Source organism: Streptococcus sp. 2020WUSS084, assembly GCF_044427445.1.
Taxonomy (GTDB): domain Bacteria; phylum Bacillota; class Bacilli; order Lactobacillales; family Streptococcaceae; genus Streptococcus; species Streptococcus suis.
This window is the reverse complement of sequence record NZ_JAOTGC010000006.1, coordinates 38,300-60,908: the sequence shown is the minus strand read 5'-3', so window position 1 is coordinate 60,908 and position 22,609 is coordinate 38,300. Positions and strand designations below refer to the sequence as shown.

General features: G+C 41.7%; 19 protein-coding genes and 1 pseudogene. 9 read left to right on the top strand and 11 right to left on the bottom strand.

All coding sequences use genetic code 11. The features are described 5' to 3' along the window. The first annotated feature begins 35 nt into the window (after window positions 1-35). Window positions 36-1,661 (top strand): alpha,alpha-phosphotrehalase, encoded by a 1,626-nt coding sequence (gene treC, locus ODU50_RS04955; RefSeq protein ID WP_172013438.1) that lies wholly within the window; start codon window positions 36-38, stop codon window positions 1,659-1,661. A gap of 403 nt (window positions 1,662-2,064) precedes the next feature. Here treC and ODU50_RS04950 read toward each other — a convergent pair whose 3' ends face one another. Further along, window positions 2,065-3,225, bottom strand: a complete 1,161-nt coding sequence (locus tag ODU50_RS04950; RefSeq protein ID WP_203181244.1) for a LysM domain-containing protein — start codon at window positions 3,223-3,225, stop codon at window positions 2,065-2,067. A 350-nt stretch (window positions 3,226-3,575) separates the two neighbouring features. Further along, window positions 3,576-4,559, bottom strand: a complete 984-nt coding sequence (locus tag ODU50_RS04945; RefSeq protein WP_105249056.1) for a Gfo/Idh/MocA family protein — start codon at window positions 4,557-4,559, stop codon at window positions 3,576-3,578. Window positions 4,560-4,643: 84 nt separating this feature from the next. Between ODU50_RS04945 and rnhC the strand changes: the two genes are divergently transcribed. From rnhC to ODU50_RS04930, 3 genes are all read left to right on the top strand, one after another. Beyond that, window positions 4,644-5,534 (top strand): ribonuclease HIII, encoded by an 891-nt coding sequence (rnhC, locus tag ODU50_RS04940; RefSeq protein ID WP_105249057.1) that lies wholly within the window; start codon window positions 4,644-4,646, stop codon window positions 5,532-5,534. A 9-nt stretch (window positions 5,535-5,543) separates the two neighbouring features. Beyond that, window positions 5,544-6,173, top strand: a complete 630-nt coding sequence (gene lepB, locus ODU50_RS04935; protein ID WP_024413243.1) for a signal peptidase I — start codon at window positions 5,544-5,546, stop codon at window positions 6,171-6,173. A 64-nt stretch (window positions 6,174-6,237) separates the two neighbouring features. Further along, entirely contained in the window at window positions 6,238-8,727 is a 2,490-nt protein-coding gene (locus ODU50_RS04930; protein WP_105249058.1) for an ATP-dependent RecD-like DNA helicase, read from the top strand. Between the two features lie 167 nt (window positions 8,728-8,894). Here ODU50_RS04930 and ODU50_RS04925 read toward each other — a convergent pair whose 3' ends face one another. The 4 genes from ODU50_RS04925 to ODU50_RS04910 form a co-directional block, all read right to left on the bottom strand. Continuing rightward, window positions 8,895-9,530, bottom strand: coding sequence for an endonuclease III domain-containing protein (locus ODU50_RS04925; protein WP_161951483.1), 636 nt, complete (start codon window positions 9,528-9,530; stop codon window positions 8,895-8,897). Window positions 9,531-9,582: 52 nt separating this feature from the next. Beyond that, a complete protein-coding gene (locus ODU50_RS04920; RefSeq protein ID WP_398581341.1) occupies window positions 9,583-10,503 on the bottom strand; it encodes a 1-phosphofructokinase family hexose kinase in 921 nt (306 codons plus the stop codon). Window positions 10,504-10,670: 167 nt separating this feature from the next. Further along, window positions 10,671-11,834 (bottom strand): DUF262 domain-containing protein, encoded by a 1,164-nt coding sequence (locus ODU50_RS04915; RefSeq protein WP_024415358.1) that lies wholly within the window; start codon window positions 11,832-11,834, stop codon window positions 10,671-10,673. Window positions 11,835-11,837: 3 nt separating this feature from the next. Beyond that, complete coding sequence (locus ODU50_RS04910) at window positions 11,838-12,974, bottom strand: adenine-specific methyltransferase EcoRI family protein (RefSeq protein ID WP_024383150.1); 1,137 nt, start codon at window positions 12,972-12,974, stop codon at window positions 11,838-11,840. Between the two features lie 323 nt (window positions 12,975-13,297). Here ODU50_RS04910 and ODU50_RS04905 point away from each other — a divergent pair. The 4 genes and pseudogenes from ODU50_RS04905 (at window position 13,298) to ODU50_RS04890 (ending at window position 15,453) form a co-directional block, all read left to right on the top strand. Beyond that, window positions 13,298-14,131 (top strand): annotated as a pseudogene (locus tag ODU50_RS04905) (IS1595 family transposase). 40 nt (window positions 14,132-14,171) lie between these two features. After that, window positions 14,172-14,606 carry a hypothetical protein gene (locus ODU50_RS04900; RefSeq protein ID WP_105153252.1) on the top strand — a complete coding sequence of 145 codons (435 nt, stop codon included), beginning with the start codon at window positions 14,172-14,174 and terminating at the stop codon, window positions 14,604-14,606. Between the two features lie 12 nt (window positions 14,607-14,618). After that, window positions 14,619-14,903: a hypothetical protein gene (locus ODU50_RS04895; RefSeq protein ID WP_105153253.1), complete on the top strand. Its 285-nt coding sequence runs from the start codon at window positions 14,619-14,621 to the stop codon at window positions 14,901-14,903. After that, complete coding sequence (locus tag ODU50_RS04890) at window positions 14,896-15,453, top strand: DUF6036 family nucleotidyltransferase (RefSeq protein ID WP_024416851.1); 558 nt, start codon at window positions 14,896-14,898, stop codon at window positions 15,451-15,453. Before ODU50_RS04895 ends, ODU50_RS04890 begins: the two co-directional genes overlap by 8 nt. 113 nt (window positions 15,454-15,566) lie before the next feature. On the opposite strand, the gene ODU50_RS04885 is transcribed toward ODU50_RS04890, so the two are convergent. From ODU50_RS04885 to dinB, 3 genes are all read right to left on the bottom strand, one after another. Next, window positions 15,567-16,193 (bottom strand): NAD(P)-dependent oxidoreductase, encoded by a 627-nt coding sequence (locus tag ODU50_RS04885; protein WP_044758560.1) that lies wholly within the window; start codon window positions 16,191-16,193, stop codon window positions 15,567-15,569. A 136-nt stretch (window positions 16,194-16,329) separates the two neighbouring features. Continuing rightward, window positions 16,330-16,749, bottom strand: coding sequence for an Rrf2 family transcriptional regulator (locus tag ODU50_RS04880; RefSeq protein ID WP_105153254.1), 420 nt, complete (start codon window positions 16,747-16,749; stop codon window positions 16,330-16,332). A gap of 42 nt (window positions 16,750-16,791) precedes the next feature. Continuing rightward, window positions 16,792-17,859, bottom strand: a complete 1,068-nt coding sequence (gene dinB, locus ODU50_RS04875; protein ID WP_105153255.1) for a DNA polymerase IV — start codon at window positions 17,857-17,859, stop codon at window positions 16,792-16,794. Between the two features lie 315 nt (window positions 17,860-18,174). Between dinB and pflB the strand changes: the two genes are divergently transcribed. Continuing rightward, complete coding sequence (pflB, locus tag ODU50_RS04870; protein WP_105153256.1) at window positions 18,175-20,520, top strand: formate C-acetyltransferase; 2,346 nt, start codon at window positions 18,175-18,177, stop codon at window positions 20,518-20,520. A gap of 339 nt (window positions 20,521-20,859) precedes the next feature. Here pflB and ODU50_RS04865 read toward each other — a convergent pair whose 3' ends face one another. Together ODU50_RS04865 and ODU50_RS04860 are read right to left on the bottom strand one after the other, a co-directional pair. Further along, window positions 20,860-21,807: a serine hydrolase domain-containing protein gene (locus ODU50_RS04865; RefSeq protein ID WP_105153257.1), complete on the bottom strand. Its 948-nt coding sequence runs from the start codon at window positions 21,805-21,807 to the stop codon at window positions 20,860-20,862. Continuing rightward, entirely contained in the window at window positions 21,804-22,538 is a 735-nt protein-coding gene (locus tag ODU50_RS04860; protein ID WP_105153258.1) for a CppA N-terminal domain-containing protein, read from the bottom strand. Before ODU50_RS04860 ends, ODU50_RS04865 begins: the two co-directional genes overlap by 4 nt. Window positions 22,539-22,609: the final 71 nt, after the last annotated feature.

Here is a 22,609-nt window from a genome sequence, read left to right as displayed (position 1 = left end):
TGCAAGAAGGAAAAAATTAAGAAAGAGAGAGCAAAATGACAATAGACAAACGAAAGGTTGTTTATCAAATCTACCCAAAATCTTACAAGGATACAACTGGAAATGGTGTCGGCGACCTGCGTGGGATTATTGAAAAACTTCCATATCTAAAAGAGCTAGGCATTGATATGATTTGGCTCAATCCCTTCTACCCAAGCCCTCAACGGGACAACGGCTATGACATTTCTGACTATACAGCTGTCAATCCTGATTTTGGCACCATGGCTGACTTTGAAGAAATGGTGGCTGTCGGCAAAGAATTAGGTATCGAATTCATGTTGGACATGGTCCTCAACCACTGCTCGACAGACCACGAATGGTTCCAAAAGGCCCTAGCTGGCGACAAATACTACCAGGATTTCTTTATCCTGCGTGATCAGCCAACTGACTGGGTTTCCAAGTTCGGCGGCAATGCCTGGGCACCCTTTGGCGACACCGGGAAATATTACCTCCACCTCTTTGATGTGACCCAAGCCGACCTCAATTGGCGAAATCCGCATGTTCGCGACGAACTCTTCAAGGTGGTCAACTTCTGGAAAGACAAGGGTGTCAAGGGCTTCCGCTTCGACGTTATCAACCTTATCGGCAAGGATGAAGTCCTAGAAGATTGCCCAATCAACGATGGCAAGCCAGCCTACACCGACCGTCCGATTACCCACGACTACCTCAAGATGATGAACAATGCTACTTTTGGTAGCGAAAAAGGCTTCATGACCGTTGGGGAAATGTCTGCCACCACCATTGAAAACTGTATTCTCTACACAGCTCCTGAGCGGGAAGAATTGTCCATGGCCTTCAACTTCCATCACTTGAAAGTGGACTACAAGGACGGTCAAAAATGGACCATTATGGACTTTGACTTTGAGGAACTCAAACGCCTCTTCCACACTTGGGGCGAGGAGATGTCAGCTGGAAATGGCTGGAATGCCTTGTTCTACAACAACCACGACCAACCTCGTGCCCTCAACCGCTTTGTTGATGTGGAGAATTTCCGCAAGGAAGGAGCAACCATGCTGACCGCTTCTATCCACCTGTCACGCGGCACGCCTTACATTTACATGGGCGAGGAAATCGGCATGATTGACCCCGACTACGATAGCATGGACGACTATGTCGATGTGGAGTCTATCAATGCCTACCAGATGCTCTTGGACCAAGGTCACACACCTGAGCAGGCCTTCAAGATTATCCAGGCCAAGTCCCGTGACAATTCCCGCACCCCGATGCAATGGGATGCTTCTGACAATGCAGGCTTCTCAACAGGCGCCCCTTGGCTAAAGGCTGGCAAATCCTACCAAACGATTAACGTTGAAAATGAAAAAACAGGCCCAATCTTTACCTTCTATCAAGAGTTGATTCGACTCCGAAAAGAACTCCCCCTCATCTCAGAAGGGGATTACAAGGCAGCCTACAAGGATAGCCAGAAAGTCTACGCCTTTGAACGCTTGCTGAACGGTGAAAAACTACTAGTTCTCAACAATTTCTTCGCAGAAGAGGTTGAACTAGACCTGACAGATGACTACGCCCACGGTCAAGTCCTCATCAGCAACTATCCTGACAACAAACTAGGCAAAAAAATCATTCTCAAACCTTACCAAGCATTGGCGATTCAAGTTAAATAAACGACAAAGCATCCGAAAACAACACTCTACATGTCAATTTTAATTTTCCTAAAATTAGAACCTGCCTTCACAGCTCAGTATGTTACTTGTGAAGGCAAGTTCTTGGTTTAAGGTTTCTTTTAGGAATATATTTTATACTGTGATTTGCGCACGAAACAGCTATCTGGGGGGAGATGGCTGTTTCTTCTTTTGTAGTCATTTGAATTAACTTTGATACATCGTCACTTTCGGCTTGCCGTACTCAAGGTAACAGGCTGAAAACCTCCACTGGAGCTTTTCACTCATCAAGGCTCTTGACAACGGATAATTTTAATTTTCGAAGAGTATTAATTCATTCGACTATATTACTACATATAAAGAAATAACCGTTTCAGATAAGGCTGAAACGGTTATTTTTGTAAGTCTAATTAAAAGATACATGCACATGATCGTAGTGGTTTTCTGTAATGCTACCACGGTCTGGCATCAGATTCCATGTATAGGCTGGACCATAGATACTGTCATACGGCGCATAGAAGCGCTGTTTCCAAATGATGTAGTTGATATTTTTAGAAGCTAAGTTTGCAACTGCATAAGCCGCCACTTGATCTCCTAGAGCTGAGCTCTCAGGCACCATAAAGTCAATTGCCAATCCCTTACCATGGTCGCCAGAATCACCAGGACGGTAACCTGAGAAAGAAGTAATACCGAAGGCATTAGCTACTTCTGCGCGGAAAGCTGCTACCTGAGGTTGCAAACCGACATCATAAGCACTTGTACTTGTTGTAGTAGTTGATAGGGCTGTCACTTGTGGAGTTTCAACTACAGGCTGTTCTACAGGTGCTTCTGCTACAGGCTGCTCTACAACTTCCTCTACAGGTGCCTCAACCACAGGTTGCTCTACAACTTCCTCTACAGGCGCTTCTGCTACAGGCTGTTCTACAACTTCCTCTACGGGTGCTTCTACTACAGGCTGCTCTACAACTTCCTCCACAGGCGCTTCTACTACAGGTTGCTCTACAACTTCCTCTACAGGTGCTTCTGCTACAGGCTGTTCTACAACTTCCTCTACGGGCGCTGAGTCGGTAACTGATGAAATTTGATCCAAGGGAACAACCGTATCCTCAACCGTTACTTGATTGGTTGTTAGGTCAACAGTTGCCTGAACGGTCTCATTTGTGTTTCCCTGAACAGGAGCTTCAATCTCAACCTGAGTCACTTGATTGTTTTGGTCAACAGTCGTCGTCAGTACCGTATCAGGGAAAATCAAGTTGACATCTGCAATTTGATTTATTTTCGCCAGCAAGTCCATATCAATATTCATAGCTAAGGCGATGGCAGATAAGGTATCTCCATACTGAACAGTATAGGTCATCTTTCCTTCTTCTTGTACAATTTCTGGGCTAATTTCAGAAACAGTACGTGGAGCCCATTCGATGGCTAAAACATTTGTCGAAATCATCCCTGTACTAAAGAGGGAAAGAGCCAATGAAGATGCGTATAACATCTTCTTATTGTTTTTCATGATAGGTGTTTTTCTCTTGCGACGCATATGTTGTGGTTTATTTGTTCTCTTACGTTTCATAATCTTATTCCTTCTTTATTTTTGAGATAGTTCTATCTTACCTAAATTAAATCTGAAAAACAAGCCTTCAACCGTTCTTTTAAATAAACTGTCTCCACTATGTAATCTTAGGACTTTTCTGTCACACAATCAATATAAATGTCATCTGACTGTCATATTATTAGATAATACTCAATGAAAATCAAAAACAGACTCGGAGACGCAGATGCAGATAGAACAAAAGTTCATCAAATCAAGTCAACAACGTCTGGATTTTCGAAGACTATAAGTAAAAAAAATAAGAGTAAGGCAGTAATCCAACAATTGGCTACTAACTCACTCTCATTTCTATTTTCGGATTAGTCAAAATCCTACATTTCTTCAGGATAAACCAAGCCCCATTCTTTACGGAGTTGGGTCATGATTTCCATGACATCTTGGGTGTAGGCTAGATGCATGGTGTTTTCGATGCCTGCGACAGCTTTTTCCATATCCGCCACTTCATAAGAAAGAGCCTTGACTGTCTCGCCTGCTTCGATTACCTCTTGGCTACCATCTTCTGTGTAGGTAATGACTGCTTTCTGACCACGTGGGTACTCGTAGAGTTCGATGTATCCCTTGTCGTAGGCAATCGTTCCACGTTTTGGCTGCTTGGCATGGAGGGTCAGGGCGATGGTCGCCATTTCTCCTGCATCATTGCTGAGCAAAATCCCTACCTGCTCGTCCACACCTGTCGGAGCCAATTTAACCTGGGACAAAACCTGGCTTGGCTTTTCCGTCATAAACCAACGTACAAAGGACAGAGCGTAGACACCAATATCCAAAAGGGCACCGCCTGCCAAGTTTTTATTGAAAAAGCGGTTGGTCATATCGTATTCCTTGTAGCTACCAAAGTTCATCTGAATCATTTTCAAATCTCCAAGCTTGCCACTGGCAACCACTTGGCTCAACTGACGATAGATTGGCATGTGGAAAATGGTCATGGCTTCTGCCAAGATAACCTGATTTTCTTCTGCCAGTTGAATGGCTTCTGCTAATTCTTCTGAATTAAGCGTAATAGACTTTTCACAGAGGACATGCTTTCCAGCTTTCAAGGCCTTTCTCAAATAATTGATATGGGTATTGTGAGGCGTAGAAATGTAGATAATGTCTACTTCAGGATCCTCAAAGACTTCATCGATTTCTCGATAAACTTTCTCGATGCCATATTTTTGCGCAAATTCCACACCCTTGTCATAGGTACGGTTGGCTACCGAATAAAGATTTCCTCCCATAGCCTGCAAGGCCTGAACCAATTCGTTGGCAATGACACCTGTTCCCAGAGTCGCCCATTTATACTTCATTTGCACTTCCATAGTGTACCTCACTTTCTTCTACCATTATAGTAAATTCCACCCTTTTCTGCACACTCTAACTAGCATTTGTGTTACAATAAGAACATGAATACCGTTGTACTAAAGGCATCTGCCCAGCAAAAACAAGCCATGATGGCTCACTATGACCGCTATCGGCAGACCAGCAAAAATCCTTACATAGAAGCATTTTTCAAACTGACCGGTGCCAGCCTGTCCATCTACACTTCTGGAAAAGTCGTTTTTCAGGGGGAAATGGCAGAGCAGGAAGCAGGGCTCTGGGGCTATGAGCCAGAAAAGTCTGGACAGACGACCATACCTGGTCAAAACCTGCCCATGATTGGTACAGATGAGGTTGGAAACGGGTCTTATTTTGGAGGTTTGGCAGTCGTTGCTAGTTTTGTCCGCCCAGAAGACCATGCCTTTCTCAAGTCGCTTGGTGTGGATGATTCCAAGAAAATGACAGACCAAAAAATCTGCCAAATCGCCCCTATCTTAAAAGAGAAAATCCCCCACCAAGCTCTGCTATTGTCACCAAAAAAATACAACGAAGTCATCGAGCAAGGCTACAATGCGGTGTCTGTCAAGGTCGCCCTACACAATCAGGCTATTTTCCTACTCTTGCAAAAGGGTGTCCAGCCTGAGAAGATTGTTATTGATGCCTTCACTTCCAGTCAAAACTATCAAAAGTACTTGAAGAAGGAAGCCAACCAATTTGCCAACCCCGTCACTCTGGAAGAAAAGGCTGAAGGCAAGTATCTGGCTGTGGCAGTATCTTCTATTATTGCTAGAGCTATGTTTTTAGAAAATCTTGTCCAGCTTGGTCAACTAGTTGGGATGAATCTACCGTCTGGTGCAGGCAGTAAATCCGACCAAGTCGCAGCAAGCATCTTAAAACAATATGGTATGGCTGGTCTCAACCAAACTGCCAAACTCCACTTTGCCAATACGCAAAAAGCACAAAAATTATTGAAATGAGGAAAAAATATGGGAGCAATCCAAAAAACAAAACGCTCACCACTAGTCACCTTCTTAGCTGAATGGGGCATCTTTTTACTGTTTATGACAGCTTTTTTTGCCAGTCGTTACTTTATCTGGGATCCTGTATCTGTCGATGGCCATTCCATGGACCCAACGCTTCAACACCAAGAAAAACTCATCATGCTAAAAACAACCTCTATCGACCGCTTTGATATTGTTGTAGCCAGTGAGACAGACAACGACGGCAAGGAAAAACTGATTGTCAAACGTGTGATTGGTATGCCAGGTGACACCATTCGCTACGAAAACGATGTCCTCTATGTTAACGACCAAAAAGTGGACGAGCCTTACTTAGATGAATATCTAGCCGCATTCCAGAAAGATAAACTTCAAGAAGTCTATTCTTACAACAAACAATTCCAAGCTGTGGCCCAATCTGCTGAAGCTTTCACACAAGATGCCAATGGTTACGTAGACTTTACCGTGACAGTCCCAGAAGGACAATACTACCTGATGGGAGATGACCGCCTTGTCTCACTAGATAGTCGTAGTGTAGGAACATTTTCCCGTGAAAACATCAAAGGAGAAGTTGTCTTTCGCATGTGGCCTCTCAACCGTATTGGGACTGTCGATTAATACAAACAAGTTTGGAGCAATCCGTTCCAAACTTCTTTTTTCACTATTTTAGGAACTATTTTCTATGAATGAAGTTTATTTTACCGGTACTATTGACCGGATTATTTTTGAAAATCCTAGTAATTTTTATAAAATCCTTCTCCTTGAAATTGAGGAGACAGACGCAGACTATGATGACTACGAAATTATTGTGACCGGAACGATTGCCGATGTCATTGAAGGAGAAGACTATCGTTTCTATGGCAATCTGGTCACCCATCCCAAGTATGGTCAGCAGCTGCAAATTTCGCGTTACGAACGCAGCAAGCCCACTTCTGCCGGACTTGTCAAGTATTTCTCCAGCGACCATTTCAAGGGAATTGGACGTAAAACAGCTGAAAAAATCGTTGAGCTCTATGGCGAGGATACCATTGATAAGATTTTAGCTGAACCTGAAAAACTAACCCAAATCACAGGCCTATCCAGCAAGAACATGCAGGCATTTGTGGAGAAACTCCGCCTCAATTATGGAACCGAGCTAATCTTGGCAAAACTAGCCGAGTATGGCATTCCCAATAAATTGGCCTTTCAAATCCAAGACCAGTATAAGGAAAAAACACTTCAGATTATTGAAGAAAATCCCTATCAACTGGTCGAAGATGTCCAGGGCCTCGGCTTCACCATTGCCGATAGGATTGCGGAAAACCTGGGAATTGCCAGCGATTCCCCCCAACGCTTTCGGGCAGGTATGCTCTTTAGCCTCATTCATCGCTCCATGGAAACAGGCGATACCTATGTGGAGGCCAGAGACTTGCTGGAAGCAACTCTTGAACTGCTGGAAAAATCCCGCCATACAGAACTGGACCCCGCTGCTGTTGCCCACGAGTTGACGGGACTGATTGCAGACGACAAGGTACAGCAAGAAGGCACAAAGATTTTTGACAACAGCCTCTACTTTGCCGAACATGGTATCCATAAAAACTTGACCCGCCTGATGGGAAAAAATGGCTTCAAGCCCTTCCCACGCGCAGACGTTGAGGCTGCCATAGCAGAGCTGGAAAGTATGTCCTCCCTTACCTACGATGACATTCAAAAAGAAGCCATTGTCCAAGCCATTACCAATCCACTATTCATTCTGACAGGCGGACCAGGAACTGGAAAGACAACGGTTATCAACGGTATTATCGCGGTCTATGCCATCTTGCATAAGATTGACCTGACGCGCAACCGAGAAGAATGCCCTGTCCTCCTAGCCGCTCCAACTGGACGAGCAGCCAGACGAATGAATGAATTGACAGGCCTGCCTTCCGCCACCATCCACCGCCATCTCGGTCTGGTAGAAGGACAGGAAGAATCCTACCGTGATGATTATTTGGATGCCGACTTTATCATCGTGGATGAGTTTTCTATGGTAGATACTTGGTTGGCAAACCAGCTCTTCCAGAACATCTCCTCCCAGACCCAAGTTCTGATTGTCGGCGATGCGGAGCAATTACCTTCTGTCAGTCCCGGTCAGGTCCTAGCTGACCTCTTGAAAATCGACAAGCTACCCAGCATCACTCTAGAACGCATCTACCGTCAATCCGATGATTCGACCATTGTTACCCTAGCCAGCCAAATCCGCCAAGGAGCTCTACCTAGCGATTTCCGTGAGAAAAAGGCTGACCGCTCCTATTTTGAAGCGCAAAACGAACAAATTCCAGCTCTGATTGAACGCATTGTCGGCGCAGCTATCAAGTCAGGTATCCCTGCAAACGAGGTACAAATCCTCGCTCCCATGTACCGTGGTGCCGCAGGCATTGACCAACTCAACAACATGACCCAGGCCCTGCTCAATCCCCTAGAAGACGGAGAGCTGGAATTCCTCCACAACGAGCAGGCCTTCCGCCAAGGCGACCGAGTCATCCACCTAGTCAACGATGCTGAGGCCAATGTCTTCAATGGTGATTTGGGCTACATCACCGACCTCCTGCCTGCCAAGTACACCGACTCCAAGCAGGACGAGATTACTATCAACTTCGACGGTAGCGAGGTCACCTACCCTCGCAATGAGTGGTACAAGATTACCCTGGCCTATGCCATGTCCATCCACAAGTCCCAAGGTAGTGAGTTCCAGGTGGTCATCCTTCCCATTACCCGCACCAGCCACCGCATGCTCCAGCGCAACCTGGTCTACACCGCCATCACCCGCTCCAAGAGCAAGCTCATCCTCCTAGGCGAAATCTCCGCCTTTGACTACGCCGTCAAAAACGCCGGAACCCTCCGCAAAACCTATCTGGTCCCACGTTTCCAAGGGGAAATGGCAGAGCAGGACAGCAAGGAAAGCCTGACAGAAAACAACGAAAGCAAAACAGCTACAGCCACGCAAACCCAGCCCCCTGCCCAATCGGGTAAGCCAAAACAAACAGAGCCAGTAACAGAAAACAGCCAGCAACTATCCCTTCTTGACCAAGACCAGCCAAAAAAAACAAGTGGACAACCCAGAGAATATATTCTGACTGTGGACAACCTGCTAACCATCGACCCCATGATTGGCATAGATCAGGCAGATATTGAAGAGTTTTTTAAAGCATAAAAACCAGCAAGTCAGTAGATTTGCTGGTTTTACTCTTCTATAGTCGTTTCGTTTGCTTATTAGTACAAGGCAACGATATGCTGGCTACTTCAACAGTCCAGTGGAGCGTTTGAACTCGGAAATAAGGCTTCCTCGCTCTTCGTAGTAATAAAAGATACACTAATGGACTATATCATCAACCATGATTCATCAAGCTGCCCCTTTGTTAATCTGAATTGCTTGCCATGTTCATCAATCAGTGCATGAAGCTCCTGAGCGTCTTTTACCGACCAATCTTTTATCTGCTCTGTAAATTCCTGTCTCAAACTCAAATAATCCTTAGACTGACTAAGTCCTAACCGATTAAATAGTCGAAGAGCATATTGATCCGCCACAAAAACACTTCTTCGACACAAATAGAGCAAAATAACATCCGCAGTTTCATTGCCAACCCCCTTCAAGCTCAGCAGCTCTTCTCGGAGTACTGCTGTCTCAACATTATCTAGACGAGAAAAATCTCCATCGAACTGATTGGCCCACTCAACCACTGACCGAATGTAGAGTGATTTTTGCTTGAAGAATCCTGCTGGGCGAATGCATTCTTGTAAATCCTCCACAGGCATCTCTAAAAGCGAATGAATCGTCAACCGTCCCTCCAACTGTTCTAAAGCACGCTTGGCATTTGCTTCCGTTGTTTGCTGAATAAGAATCATAGATACCAAATCCTTTATAGGATTTTCATCGTTCCACCAGTGAAATTCACCATATCGCCGTTTTAAATTTTGGTAAAGAACCATCAACTGTTCCACTACTATCCCCCCCATCTCACCTTATTTCTCCTTGCCATTATAGCACGATGAGTAAAGGGATACAATACTACAGTTCCTCTAGTAATATTGTATCTACAATCGCTTCAAACTGCTCTGCTTCAACCTCTGGAAAATAATTCAAACAATTGGCCGTTGCAAAGGCTGCCGCTTCTTTCAAAAAGATTTCTGGGGCTTGACCTTGACTGATTCCTTTGACTAGCAAGCCCAGGTAGAAATCCCCTGCGGCAATCGGATTACGCGTTTCTTTCTTTGGAGACTGGATACGGAAGAAGCGCTGACCAATCTTAGCTAGACTACCCTTGTCTCCCATGGTAATGATGATATTCTCATGAGGGGTTACATCTTTCAGTATTCGTAAAATATCCTCAGGACTTTCTTCATCCAGCTCTGGATAAATATCTTTCAGCTCTTCATTATTGATTTTGATAAGGGCTGGTCTAGCTTGATAAGCCGTACGTAGAGCTGGTCCACTGGTGTCCACTATGGTCAGCACCTCTGGGTATTTTTCAATAAACTGCTGAATATAGTCATCCGGCATCCCCTTCATCAGACTGCCTGAAAAGACTAGGATGTCGCCAGCTTGCAGGCTATTTTCAATCTGCTGAGTGAATTGGTTGAGCAAATCCTCTGTTAGTTCAAAACCTTTTTCATAAAATAGTACTACATCGCCTGTACTGGTTTCAACATAGATATTACACGTCCGAGTATTCTGGCTATTTTCAACCACGCGCAGGGTATTGCCACCATTAGCATTAAGCTCCTGGATATAGCGACCAATCTGACCACCCAAAATAGTATGAATGATGTAGTCTGTCACACCGTTTTCACGGAGGGCATAGACCACGTTGAAGCTTTTTCCACCAGGATAATCCCTCACTTCCGTCGGTCTCAGGGGAATATTCTTTTCAATTTTTTCAACAAGTAGCGTACGGTCCAGAGCTGGATTGGGACAAATCAAGTGAATCATATCGGTCTCCTTTTCTCTTTTGTTTATATTATTATACTATATGTGAACAAAAAATAAAAAGATAATTCCTCGATGGGAACTATATATCTGTTTACACTACCCACAATATGTAGTATTTCGACAACATCAAGAAAGACGACTTCCAAATTAGGAAATCGTCTTTTATGCTACTTATTTCCTTTTGCTCTGTTGTGTGTTTTACAGAGCATTTCACAATTTGACTTATCTGTGCTACCACCTTTGCTCCATGCTTTAACATGGTCAGCATCCATTTCGGTAATTTTCCATATTCTAGTTTTATTATTGTTTGTTCCCAAGGCACATAATGGGCAGTTTGATAGATGTTTAGCTTTAGCCTCTTCAGTTTGAATCTTGTAAATTTCTTGTTTGACTGTTTCAGGAAACACACGGATATTCAATAATTTTGTATCTTGCTTTCCCCCAAGTAGATACTCATAAATGTCCTTTTTGCTTCCAACAAAGCCGTCTAATAACAAACTTTCTACATCCCTATTTAGTTCCTGAATGTTATATGATTTAGCATGATACCGCCTATAAAGTTTACCCCAATCCACTTTTTTCATTTGAGGGTCTATTGAGCTGAATAAGCCATTTATCCATTCAATGACTGATGAGAAATACCTTTTCAGTTCTATAATGTTATCATCTTTACGATGTACACTCATATAATGCTCTATTTCTCCATTCGATACCCATTCTAAGGCTTTGTTTAAGTAACCTTGTCTATTGACCTCTGCTTTTATATAAGTTGACCATTTGCTAATATTCGCATTACTTGAATTGCTGAACTCTTCTCTGGCTAATGTCACGAATTGTCCAGAATAGATAGCATTCAGTAGCTCCTGCTCATTAAGTGATACTCCTGCTATATTGATAGTCTTAAACCATTCCTTGATTTCACTTTCTTCTCCTTCACAAACATAAATAGTCAATTTGGTATTCATAATTTTTTCTTGCAAATCTTCTGCTAAACTACTGAAGTAGTACGGAATACCATCTTTATCTGTCAAAGCAAATTTATTCGTTACGAAACGACCAAAGCTAGTAATTCTCTGTTGTCCATCTAAAACTTCGTACATTCCGTCTTTTGTTTTAACAAAATAGATTAGCCCAAGTGGATAACCTTTTAAAATAGAATCAATTACTGCGACATCCTTGACACCATCAGCATAAATATAGTTACGCTGGTATTCTGGTTGGATGACTAGTTGTCCATTCCACCCAAACAGTCCTTTTCCTTCATATTCGTTATAAATGAAACCTTCACAAATATTTCTTATTGTCAAATCAGTATTGAGAGTAGTTTTCATGATTTATACCCCTTTTCTTTTGATAATAATTCTGGCATAAGGAACAACAGGAAACCCATTTTTATCTAAGAAGTATAAATCTCCATCGGCAGTTCCACGTTTTTGGATTTCTTTCCTATATTTCCTATGTTCGTCAGTATAACCTCTAACTCCAATTTCAATTCCTGAACTAGATATTCCCAATCCGATAATTTCAAATTGTTCTGGGTTAAACTTATCTAAGAATGTGATAGGAACTCCCATATAACCGTCAAAATCAGAAGGTATTGCCATTGTAAAAGGTACTTCAATAGCATCGTAGTTGTAATATTTTGGGTAATTTTGGGTATCAAACTCACGCAACTTTTTGATTAGCTTCGTGTTAAATTTTAGATTATCCGCTTCAGTCATAAGTTGAAGAGGTTGATGTCTCCTGCCGTGTTCAATATTAGTAAACCACATCACACCAGAAACCCTTATTAAATCTTTCTTTCGTTGTGAAGAAGTAGCTAAATCCTCATAAGGACTCATAAAAAAACCAACGTTACCTTTAAAAGGTTTGCCTAACCATATCTTATTATCCTTTATATAAGAAAAAACATCTTTGTAAGTAATAGCATTTTGATGACCGATAATTGCAAATTCTTTTTTACCATCCATTATCCATTTTATGAACTCCCTAAATAATGAAAACGGCGGATTTGTTACAATAACATCAGCTTCATCTCTTAACTTAATAACTTCATCGCTATTAAAGTCCCCATCGCCCTCTAAATATTGCCACTTTAAATTTGAAATATCTACTTTTGATTTACCGTCTTTAGACAGGGTGAAAATCTTTCCTCTGCTGTTCGTTTTATCTTTATCAAAATGTGGTGATTCTGTTTCAAAAAGACTTAACTGACCAAACTTTATTGTTTTTCTGTCGTTCGCAAAGCTCGTGCTAATGAGTTTTTTCAACCCTAAAGATTCAAAATTTTGTGCAAAATATCTTGTAAAATTACTCCATTCAGGGTCATCACAAGGTAATAGAACGGTTTTATTTTGAAATACTTTAGGATTAAATTCTAAAAAAGCATTCATCTCATTTTCAATATCTGAATATCTAGTATAAAATTCATCCTTTTTCTGTAATTTAGCATTATGAAGCGAGGTAGCCATTACGCCACCTCGCTTTTTGGTACAACAGAAAAAACTTCTCCACAAAAATGTGAAAAAGTCTGTTTTGATGCTTGACAAAAAAGCTGAACGGCTACATAATCAGCTGGATTGGATTGGATTGGATTGGATTGGATTGGATTGTTGTCATGTTTATCTCCTTCCTTATATAACAATACTATTATACCATAAAAGGCAATTTTTGAAAAGAGTTATATCTTTTTTTACACCGTTTTATTGTTTTTTGTATCGTTTGTGATATAATGGTTTTATAATATAGAAGGAGTACAGAAGTGTTAGGTGAATTTGAGTCATTGTATGATTTGATGAATGCTTTTCCAAATGATTATTACTGTGAGCAACATTTAGAAAAAATTCGCTGGAACGGCTATGTAGTCAGCCCTTTTGATGAGACCTCTAAGGTTTATAAGTGTAAAAATGGTAAATACAGATGTAAAAATACTGGCAAATATTTTAGCGTTAAAACGGGTACAATGTTTGATAATACTAAAGTTTCTCTTCAAAAATGGTTTATTGCCATTTGGATGGTGACATCCCACAAAAAAGGCATTTCTTCTGTTCAACTTTCAAAAGACATCCATGTTACTCAAAAAACAGCTTGGTTTATGTTAGAGCGTATTCGTAGATGTTTTGGTTCAGAAAACAGTAATGAATTGGATGGGACTGTAGAAGTAGATGAAACCTATATCGGTGGTAAAAATAAGAATCGCCATAACTCGAAAAAAGTTAAAAACGCCTAAGGTCTCTCCCTAAAAGATAAAATCCAAGTTGTTAGTATGGTTGCACGAGAAGGAAAATTGAATACTTATAAAGTAACCGATACAGGCACAAAAACTTTAACAGAACAAATCGTAAAATTTGTGAAAGACGCTGCCCAGCTTTACACTGATGAATGGTTAGGTTATAATAAAGTTGCGAAAATGTACGACCATGCTTTTGTAAATCATGGTGCTCGTGAATATGTAATTGATGATGTTTATACACATACGATTGAAGGTTTTGGGGCAGGTCTCAAACGTGGTGTACTGGGAATCTACCATTCTTGGTCTAAGAAATATCTACAAGATTATGTAGATGAGTTTGACTTCCGTTATAATACCCGAAGCATGGCTGACAACGACCGTTTCAATCTTCTATAGTCATCTTCAGAAGTTCGTACTACATACAAGGAGTTAGTCCATGGATAAACTACATGCAGAAATGGAGCGAACAGTTTCTAAAACAATTGATAATAAGCTAGTAGATTATCAAATTTCTCTCTCTGATAATTTTTACACCAAATATCTTAGTTACTATGACTGCCCTTACACTCAGGAAGTAGTTGAATCACACCGAAAATTTTTCCAAGACCTATCCTATTATGCGATTTATCAAAAACTTGGAGAGGTAACAAAAATTAGTATACAGGCTCGACTTTCTGAGTTAGATACTTTAGTAGATATTTCAGACAATAAAGATGAATTTGATACTTTCTTTTACAAAAAGTTTCAGTTTAAACTACCTGAGATTCCATTTGAGGAAGAAAAGATAGAACTTTCCAGTTTTGATTTAAAATTGCAACAGGCTCTAAATTATTATCCTAAAGAAGATGAGGGGCTGAGAAAAAGAAGATAAGGAAGGTGCAAGATGGATTGGTATGACTACATGATAAGGGCATCAGAGCAATCACGGTTTAATGCTAGTCACTGGTTTCGCTACCTGCGAAAAGTTATTTTTGAAGACTATTCTTATTTGACAGAAGAAGATGTCGAAAAGTTACTAGGTTCTAAAGAACTAACAGATTTTCAAAAGGTCAGTTTGAAATATGCTATTCAAGAGCATACACCAACACATGAATATGTGGTTTCATTAAATAAACCAGCCAAATTAGCCAATGTACAAAAAATGATGGAGAAATACAGACATGGATAAAATGAAACCTGTTTTTGAAGCCTTGAACCAAGAGTTGGCTCAAGCCAATCTTCATTTAACCATTATTTGTGTTGGTGGTTATGTTTTAGAGTATCATGGTTTGCGAGCTACACAAGATGTAGATGCTTTTTATGAAGAAAGTCAGAAAATCAACGAAATTATTGCTCGTGTAGGGCAACGCTTTAATTTGAATACTGACGAAGAACTATGGCTCAATAATAATGTGGCAAACATGAACAGACAGCCACCATTACATTTGTGTGAGACCCTATATTCATTCGAAAACTTAACTGTTTTAGTTGCTCCAATTGAATACGTATTGGGTATGAAGATGGTTAGCACAAGAGAGCAGGATTTGAAAGATATTGGAGCAATTATCAAATACAAACACTTCCGTTCTCCGTTTAATACCTTTGATGGTTTGAAGAAAATGGGGTTTGATAGCATTGATTTCTCCGTTCTCCTAGAAGGCTTCAGTCATGCCTATGGGATGGACTGGCTAGAAGAATTTTTTAAAGAAAATCAGGATAAACTGAGAAGATATTATTGATAGTCAAGATAGAAGAAAAGACGATTTCCTAGTTTGGAAGTCGTCTTTTTTGATATTATCGAAACACTACATATTGTGGTTGGTGTAAACTGGTACATAGTCTCCTGATTTTTTTATGCAAATACGGAAATTCGTTCCTGCTGGTAACCACCTTTTTCAGCAATGTCAACCAAAGCCACAGCATAGTCGGCATAACTAATATAGCTTTCACCTTGGGTATTGACTTGGAAAACCTCGCCAGCAATAGTGTAGACACCTGTCTTTGAGCCTTCTGCATCAAAATCGGCTGCAGGGCTCATATAGGTCCAGTTGATAGCTGTCGCCTGACGATAGAGGTCTAGACCAGCACCCATAGCCTCAGCGATTGGTAGGTATTCCGCAGGGAAATCTGGTGTATCTTTCAGCATAGCTGTCTGGCTCTCGTCTAAATAAAGACTGCCTGCACCACCAACTACTAAAAGACGAGTTGGACTACCAGCAAGGATGGTCGCTAGATGCTCCGCAAGACGAGCGTGACCCGGCAAGGTTTCTGGTGTCCAAGCACCAAAAGCATTGACTACTACATCAAAGCCTGCCAAGTCTTCCTTGGTAAGAGCAAAAGCATCCTTTTGGATCACTTCTTGGGCTACGCTCTTGTTTTCAGAACGGACAATAGCCGTCACCTGATGACCACGTTCTACTGCTTCCTTTGCGATGGTTTGACCTGCTTGACCATTCGCCGCAATAATAGCTATTTTCATATTGATACCTCACTTGTTTTTGTTGTAATAATTATATTTACAACACGAGTATAAATCATTTGCGTTGTAATGCAAATAGTTACAACTAAAAAAATTTAAAAAATCATCACAAGGATGATTTTTCTCGAACATATGGCTACAATTCTGCCAATAAATCAGCAATGGTCGTTTGTCCCAACTCTCTTTCCAAAGCCGACTGAGCATTTTCCAAACGACTATCTAGCAGGGGATGAATATTGCGACCTACTTGACAGTTTGGATTGGGTTGCTCATGAAAGCCGAAGAGTTGTCCCTTTTCTCCAAACAACTCCACAGCCTGATAGACGTGCAAAAGTGTAATCTGGTCTGGAGCCTGTGCCAAGCGAGCACCTCCAACACCACGTGCTACTTCTACCAGACCAGCCTCCTTGAGTTGGGACAAAATATTTCGGATAATGACAGGATTAATCCCGACACTGCCTGCAATGCTAGTACTGGTCTGTTTTTCCTTTTCTCCTTCCAGAGCCAAGAGAACCAAGATATGGCTGGCAATGGTAAATCTACTTGAAATTTGCATCTCTTCTCCTTTTTTTCAGTCTATCATAGACCGAAACAGAACTCAAGTTTGAAAATTAGTCACGGTCACACCCAGCAAACGAATCCCTTTTTCAATCTTTCCAATTTCTTCAATTAGTTGACGAATCTCTTTCTCAATCGTTTCCGTCTGGTCCGTATACACCTCTAGACTATGACGTTTCGTCAAGGTAGAAAAATCACCATAACGTACCTTTAAAACAATTGTTCGCCCCTTTTTTCCATTCCGCTTCAAACTAGCTGCGACCCGTTGGCAGAGACTGATTAGCTCTTTCAGGACATCCTCCTCCCGATAAAGAAGTTTGCGATAGGTTCTTTCCTTTCCAATTGACTTACGAACACGGTCCACTTTAACGGGCGAATTAGAAATGCCCCTCGCTTTCCGATAAAGATCGAAGCCAAAACGCCCAAATCTATCTATCAAAACCATTTCTGGTACATCTAGTAAATCTTGCCCCGTGTAGACCCCCATCTCATGCAGGCGTTCCACCGTCTTCTTCCCCACACCGTGAAATTTTTCAACAGGCAGGGAGGCGAGAATACCAACAGCATCTTCAGGTAGAATCAAGGTCAAACCGTACGGTTTTTCCATATCAGAGGCAATTTTTGCCAAAAATTTATTATAGGAAACACCTGCGGAAGCTGTCAGATGCAATTCATTCCAAATATCGTATTGGATAAGCTTGGCAATCTTAACCGCAGAGCTGATACCCAACTTATTTTCTGTTACATCCAAGTAAGCCTCATCGATAGACATGGGCTCCACCAAATCAGTATAGCGATGAAAAATTTCTCGAACCTGTCGCCCAACTTCCTGGTATTTTTCATAATTGCCAGAAATGAAAATCGCCTGAGGACAACGTTCATAGGCCTCTTTTGAGGACATCGCTGAGTGAATACCAAAGGCACGCGCCTCATAATTGCAGGTAGACACCACTCCTCTACCGCCAGATAGTCTTGGGTCAGCCCCAATGATAACAGGTTTGCCCTTCAAAGCAGGATTATCCCTGACCTCAATGGCAGCAAAAAAAGCATCCATATCTACATGAATAATTTTTCTAGATAAATCATTGATTAAGGGAAAAATTAACATGACTGCCTCTTCCTGTTTTCAAGTTTAACTCGCTATATTATACCGCATTTCTTAGGAAGTTTCAGCCTTTAGATTCGTTGAACCAGCCATCTTACCAATACAATAAACGACAGCTTATCACCTTATTACAAATGTAAGCAGAAATTTATTTTGAAAATACCAACTCCATCTTTCAAGTTTTTTCATATTCCTTGAAAGGTTTTTCATTTATTTTCAAGTATTTTTGTCTTGAAGAAAGTGTTTTCAAATGGTATAATAATAACATGTTGGTATTGATACCAAGTCGATACCCAAAAGCATAAAAGGAGAACCCTCATGTCAACAAAAGTTAAAACAAAAAATGTTGCTGAAGACATTTTCGCCCAAGCCTGGGAAGGCTTTAAAGGTACAGATTGGCAAGATAAGGCAAGTGTAACACGCTTCGTTCAAGCCAACTACACTCCATACGATGGAGATGAAAGCTTCCTCGCAGGCCCAACTGAGCGTTCACTTCATATCAAAAAAATCATCGAAGAAACAAAAGCTGGCTACGAAGACACTCGCTTCCCAATGGACGTAGATCGTGCTACTTCTATCGCTGATATTCCAGCAGGTTTCATCGATAAAGAGAACGAACTCATCTTCGGTATCCAAAACGATGAGCTCTTCAAACTCAATTTCATGCCACGTGGTGGTATTCGTATGGCTGAAACAACTCTTATCGAAAACGGCTATACTCCAGACCCACTCCTTCATGAAATCTATACAAAACATGCTACAACTGTAAACGACGGTATCTTCCGTGCCTACACAGCTGACATCCGCCGTGCTCGCCACTCACACCACGTTTCTGGTCTTCCAGATGCATACTCACGTGGTCGTATCATCGGTATGTACGCTCGTTTGGCACTTTACGGTGCAGACTACTTGATGGAAGAAAAAGTAGCTGACTGGAATGCGATTACTGAAATCGACGAAGAATCAATCCGTCTTCGCGAAGAAATCAACATGCAGTACCAAGCATTGCAACAAGTTGTACGCTTAGGTGATCACTATGGTGTTGATGTTCGCAAACCTGCGATGAACACGAAAGAAGCTATCCAATGGACAAACATTGCTTTCATGGCTGTTTGTCGTGTTATCAACGGTGCAGCAACTTCTCTTGGTCGTGTGCCAATCGTTCTTGACATCTATGCAGAACGTGACTTGGCTCGTGGTACATTTACTGAGGCTGAAATCCAAGAATTTGTTGATGACTTCGTATTGAAACTTCGTACAGTGAAATTCGCTCGTACAAAAGCCTTCGACGAAATCTACTCTGGTGACCCAACATTCTTGACAACATCTATGGCAGGTATGGGTAACGACGGTCGTCACCGTGTTACTAAGATGGACTACCGTTTCTTGAACACACTTGACAACATCGGTAACTCTCCAGAGCCAAACTTGACAGTTCTTTGGTCAGACCAACTTCCATATTCATTCCGTCGCTACTGTATGGCAATGAGCCACAAACACTCTTCTATCCAATACGAAGGTGTAACAACAATGGCAAAAGATGGTTATGGTGAAATGTCATGTATCTCTTGCTGTGTATCTCCACTTGATCCAGAAAGCGAAGACCAGCGCCACAACATCCAATACTTCGGTGCTCGCGTAAACGTTCTTAAAGCACTTCTTTCAAGCTGGAACAACGGTTACGATGATGTTCACAAAGATTACAAAGTATTCGACGGTGTTGAACCAAATACATCTGAAGTCTTTGACTACGACCAAGTGGTTAAGAACTTTGAAATCGCCCTTGACTGGTTGACTGATACATATGTTGATGCCATGAACATCATCCACTACATGACAGATAAATACAACTACGAAGCAGTTCAAATGGCATTCTTGCCAACTCACCTTCGTGCTAACATGGGCTTCGGTATCTGTGGTTTCGCAAACACTGTTGACTCATTGTCAGCAATCAAATATGCACAAGTTAAACCAATCCGTGATGAAGATGGATTTATCTACGACTACGAAGTAACTGGTGACTTCCCACGCTATGGTGAAGACGATGACCGTGTAGATGATATTGCGAAATGGCTCATGGAAGCATTCTTCACTCGTTTGAACAAACATAAATTGTACAAGAATGCTGAAGCTACTGTATCTATCTTGACAATCACTTCAAACGTTGCTTACTCTAAACAGACTGGTAACTCTCCAGTTCACCGTGGTGTATTCCTCAATGAAGATGGTTCTGTGAACACTACTAAGGTAGAATTCTTCCCACCAGGTGCTAACCCAACTTCTAAAGCTCGTGGTGGTTGGTTGCAAAACTTGAATACTCTTTCTAAACTCAACTTCAAACATGCCAACGACGGTATCTCATTGACAACTCAAGTTTCTCCAAAAGCGCTTGGTAAAACATTCGATGAGCAAGTAAACAACTTGGTAACAATCCTTGATGGTTACTTTGAACAAGGTGGTCAACACGTGAACTTGAACGTTATGGACTTGAACGACGTTTATGACAAGATTATGGCAGGTGAAGATGTTATCGTTCGTATCTCTGGATACTGCGTAAACACTAAATACCTCACTAAAGAGCAAAAAACTGAATTGACTCAACGTGTCTTCCACGAAGTTCTTTCAATGGACGACCACGCTGCAGAAGTTTCAGGACAAGCTTAATCAAACAAACACGAAAGGACTTGCACATGCAGGTCCTTTTTATCGTCATTTAGTTTATCTTTTATTACGTCGTTAACTCACCTTGCCTAACTCCAGTTATGCCTGCGGCTCGTTGCCTAGTACTAAAAGTAAACTAAAAGACTGTACTATGTCGAAAAATCTTCTGAGCGCTACGGGAGGATAGTTATACTCAATGAAAATCAAAAGTAGCCTAAGAAACGAAGTCGAAGATAGAACTCTGTTACTTTCTTATTTCAAGGTAACAGGCTGAAAACCTCCACTGGAGCTTTTCACTCATCAAGGCTCTTGACAACGGATAATTTTGATTTTCGAAGAATATTAGTCAATAGCCTCTTCTTCCTCCAGAACTTGCCGAATCAAGGCCATAACCTGGTTTCTATCCAACTTCCACTGGGCTCGCTCATCCTTGTCAAAAGTACGATTCGAGAGAAAAATCGCAGCTTTCTGCAAGGGACGGTTATACATGATAAAGGTCCCCGTATAGCCTGTGTGCGACAACCAGTCCCCCTTCTTATCCCAGGCCAGCGACCGCTTGCGCTTATCATCAAAACCGTAATCCTGCGTCAAATTCGCCGCAAAGTCAGCCGTCAGATAGTGTTCCAAAAAGATTTCCAAATCTTTGACGGTCGAAAAGAGACCTGCACTTCCCGCGTGGAGGCCTAAGACACGCGCCTTGGGATCATGCACCACACCTGCTTTGACGCCACAAACCGTCGGCACCGCCTGACTGACTGGTCCAAAGGAGGTTTGGGACATACCAAAGGGCTCTAGAACGTCTCGTCTGATAAGCTGGTCCAGACTGTCTCCACCTATTTCCTCCAACAAAAAGCCCAGCAAGAGAAAATTAATGTCTGTGTAGAGGAAATCTTTCTTATCCGTTACGGTAATCTTCAAAATCGCTTCCTTGAGCTGGTCGGCATCCAGACTATCCCTATTTGGAATAAAAGGATCGATACCACTAGTATGGGTCAATAATTGCCGAATGGTGACCTTACTATCCGCAAAAGCTGGATAATAAGACTGCAAGGTTCTATCTAGCTCCAAAGCTCCGCTATTGACCAGAAAAGTCGCAAGAGTCCCCACACCAACCACCTTGGAAACAGATGCCAAATCATAGGTCAAACCTGCCTCAACCGGCGCCTGACCATCCTGGGTCCCTAAATAATATTCCTGCCACTGACCATCAGAAAAAAAAGCCAGACTGGCACCAGGATATACTCCTTGCTCAATCTGCTCTGAAACCTTGTCTAAAATTACTTGTCTCATTTTTCGAACCACAATTCAATACCACTTGGGTCTACCGTTTGGATAAAGCTTGCTTTTTTATCTTTAAAGAATGGTTTTTCCAACCGGCTTTCCAAATGCCCCCAATCAAAGTCCTGCTCGACAGGAAAACGCAATCCTTCTAAATCCCAAACTTGTTCCGCAGGAGTTAATAAATCTTCACCTTCTGCTCCAACAAAACGCAAAAAGGCTTGTTGAGGTAGGATAGCCTCATAATAATCTTGGCTGATGCTTGCCTGTGGGCTGTTAATCCAGACAGACTCTACTGTAAAAGCAGTCAGACCAGAAAAGTCACCCTGCACCTTAAATGGAACAGGTGGAAGGATTTCTTTTAGGTCATCAACAGATGCTTCTGCGTGTAAAAGGAAGGTGTCTCCTTCTGGCGACACAGCTTCAAAACCATAGCCATTTTTTCCTTGGTAGAGCTTACTATATTGTGACCCCTGCGCCAGTAAAGCTTTAATTTCAGAGGCATTGTCTACTTTTATCACAATTTTATTCAATTTTTTAAGCCCTTCGACAGCACGGGTGCGATTACCAGGAGATTCTGTCAAAACGAGCTTCGTTTCTGGGCTTATTCTATCTCCAAAATCAGCAAAAGGACCATCTTCTAGCTTGGTTTTCATTCCTAGATTTTTTTCTAAAAATCCTTGGTTAATAGCCCTATTATTAATACGTAAAACAGGGACTATAGCTTCATTTTTTCTCAACACGATACATTTCACTCCTCAGTCATTCTACAATATTGTATAAAAAATTTCGTCATTTTACAACTAATTGTATC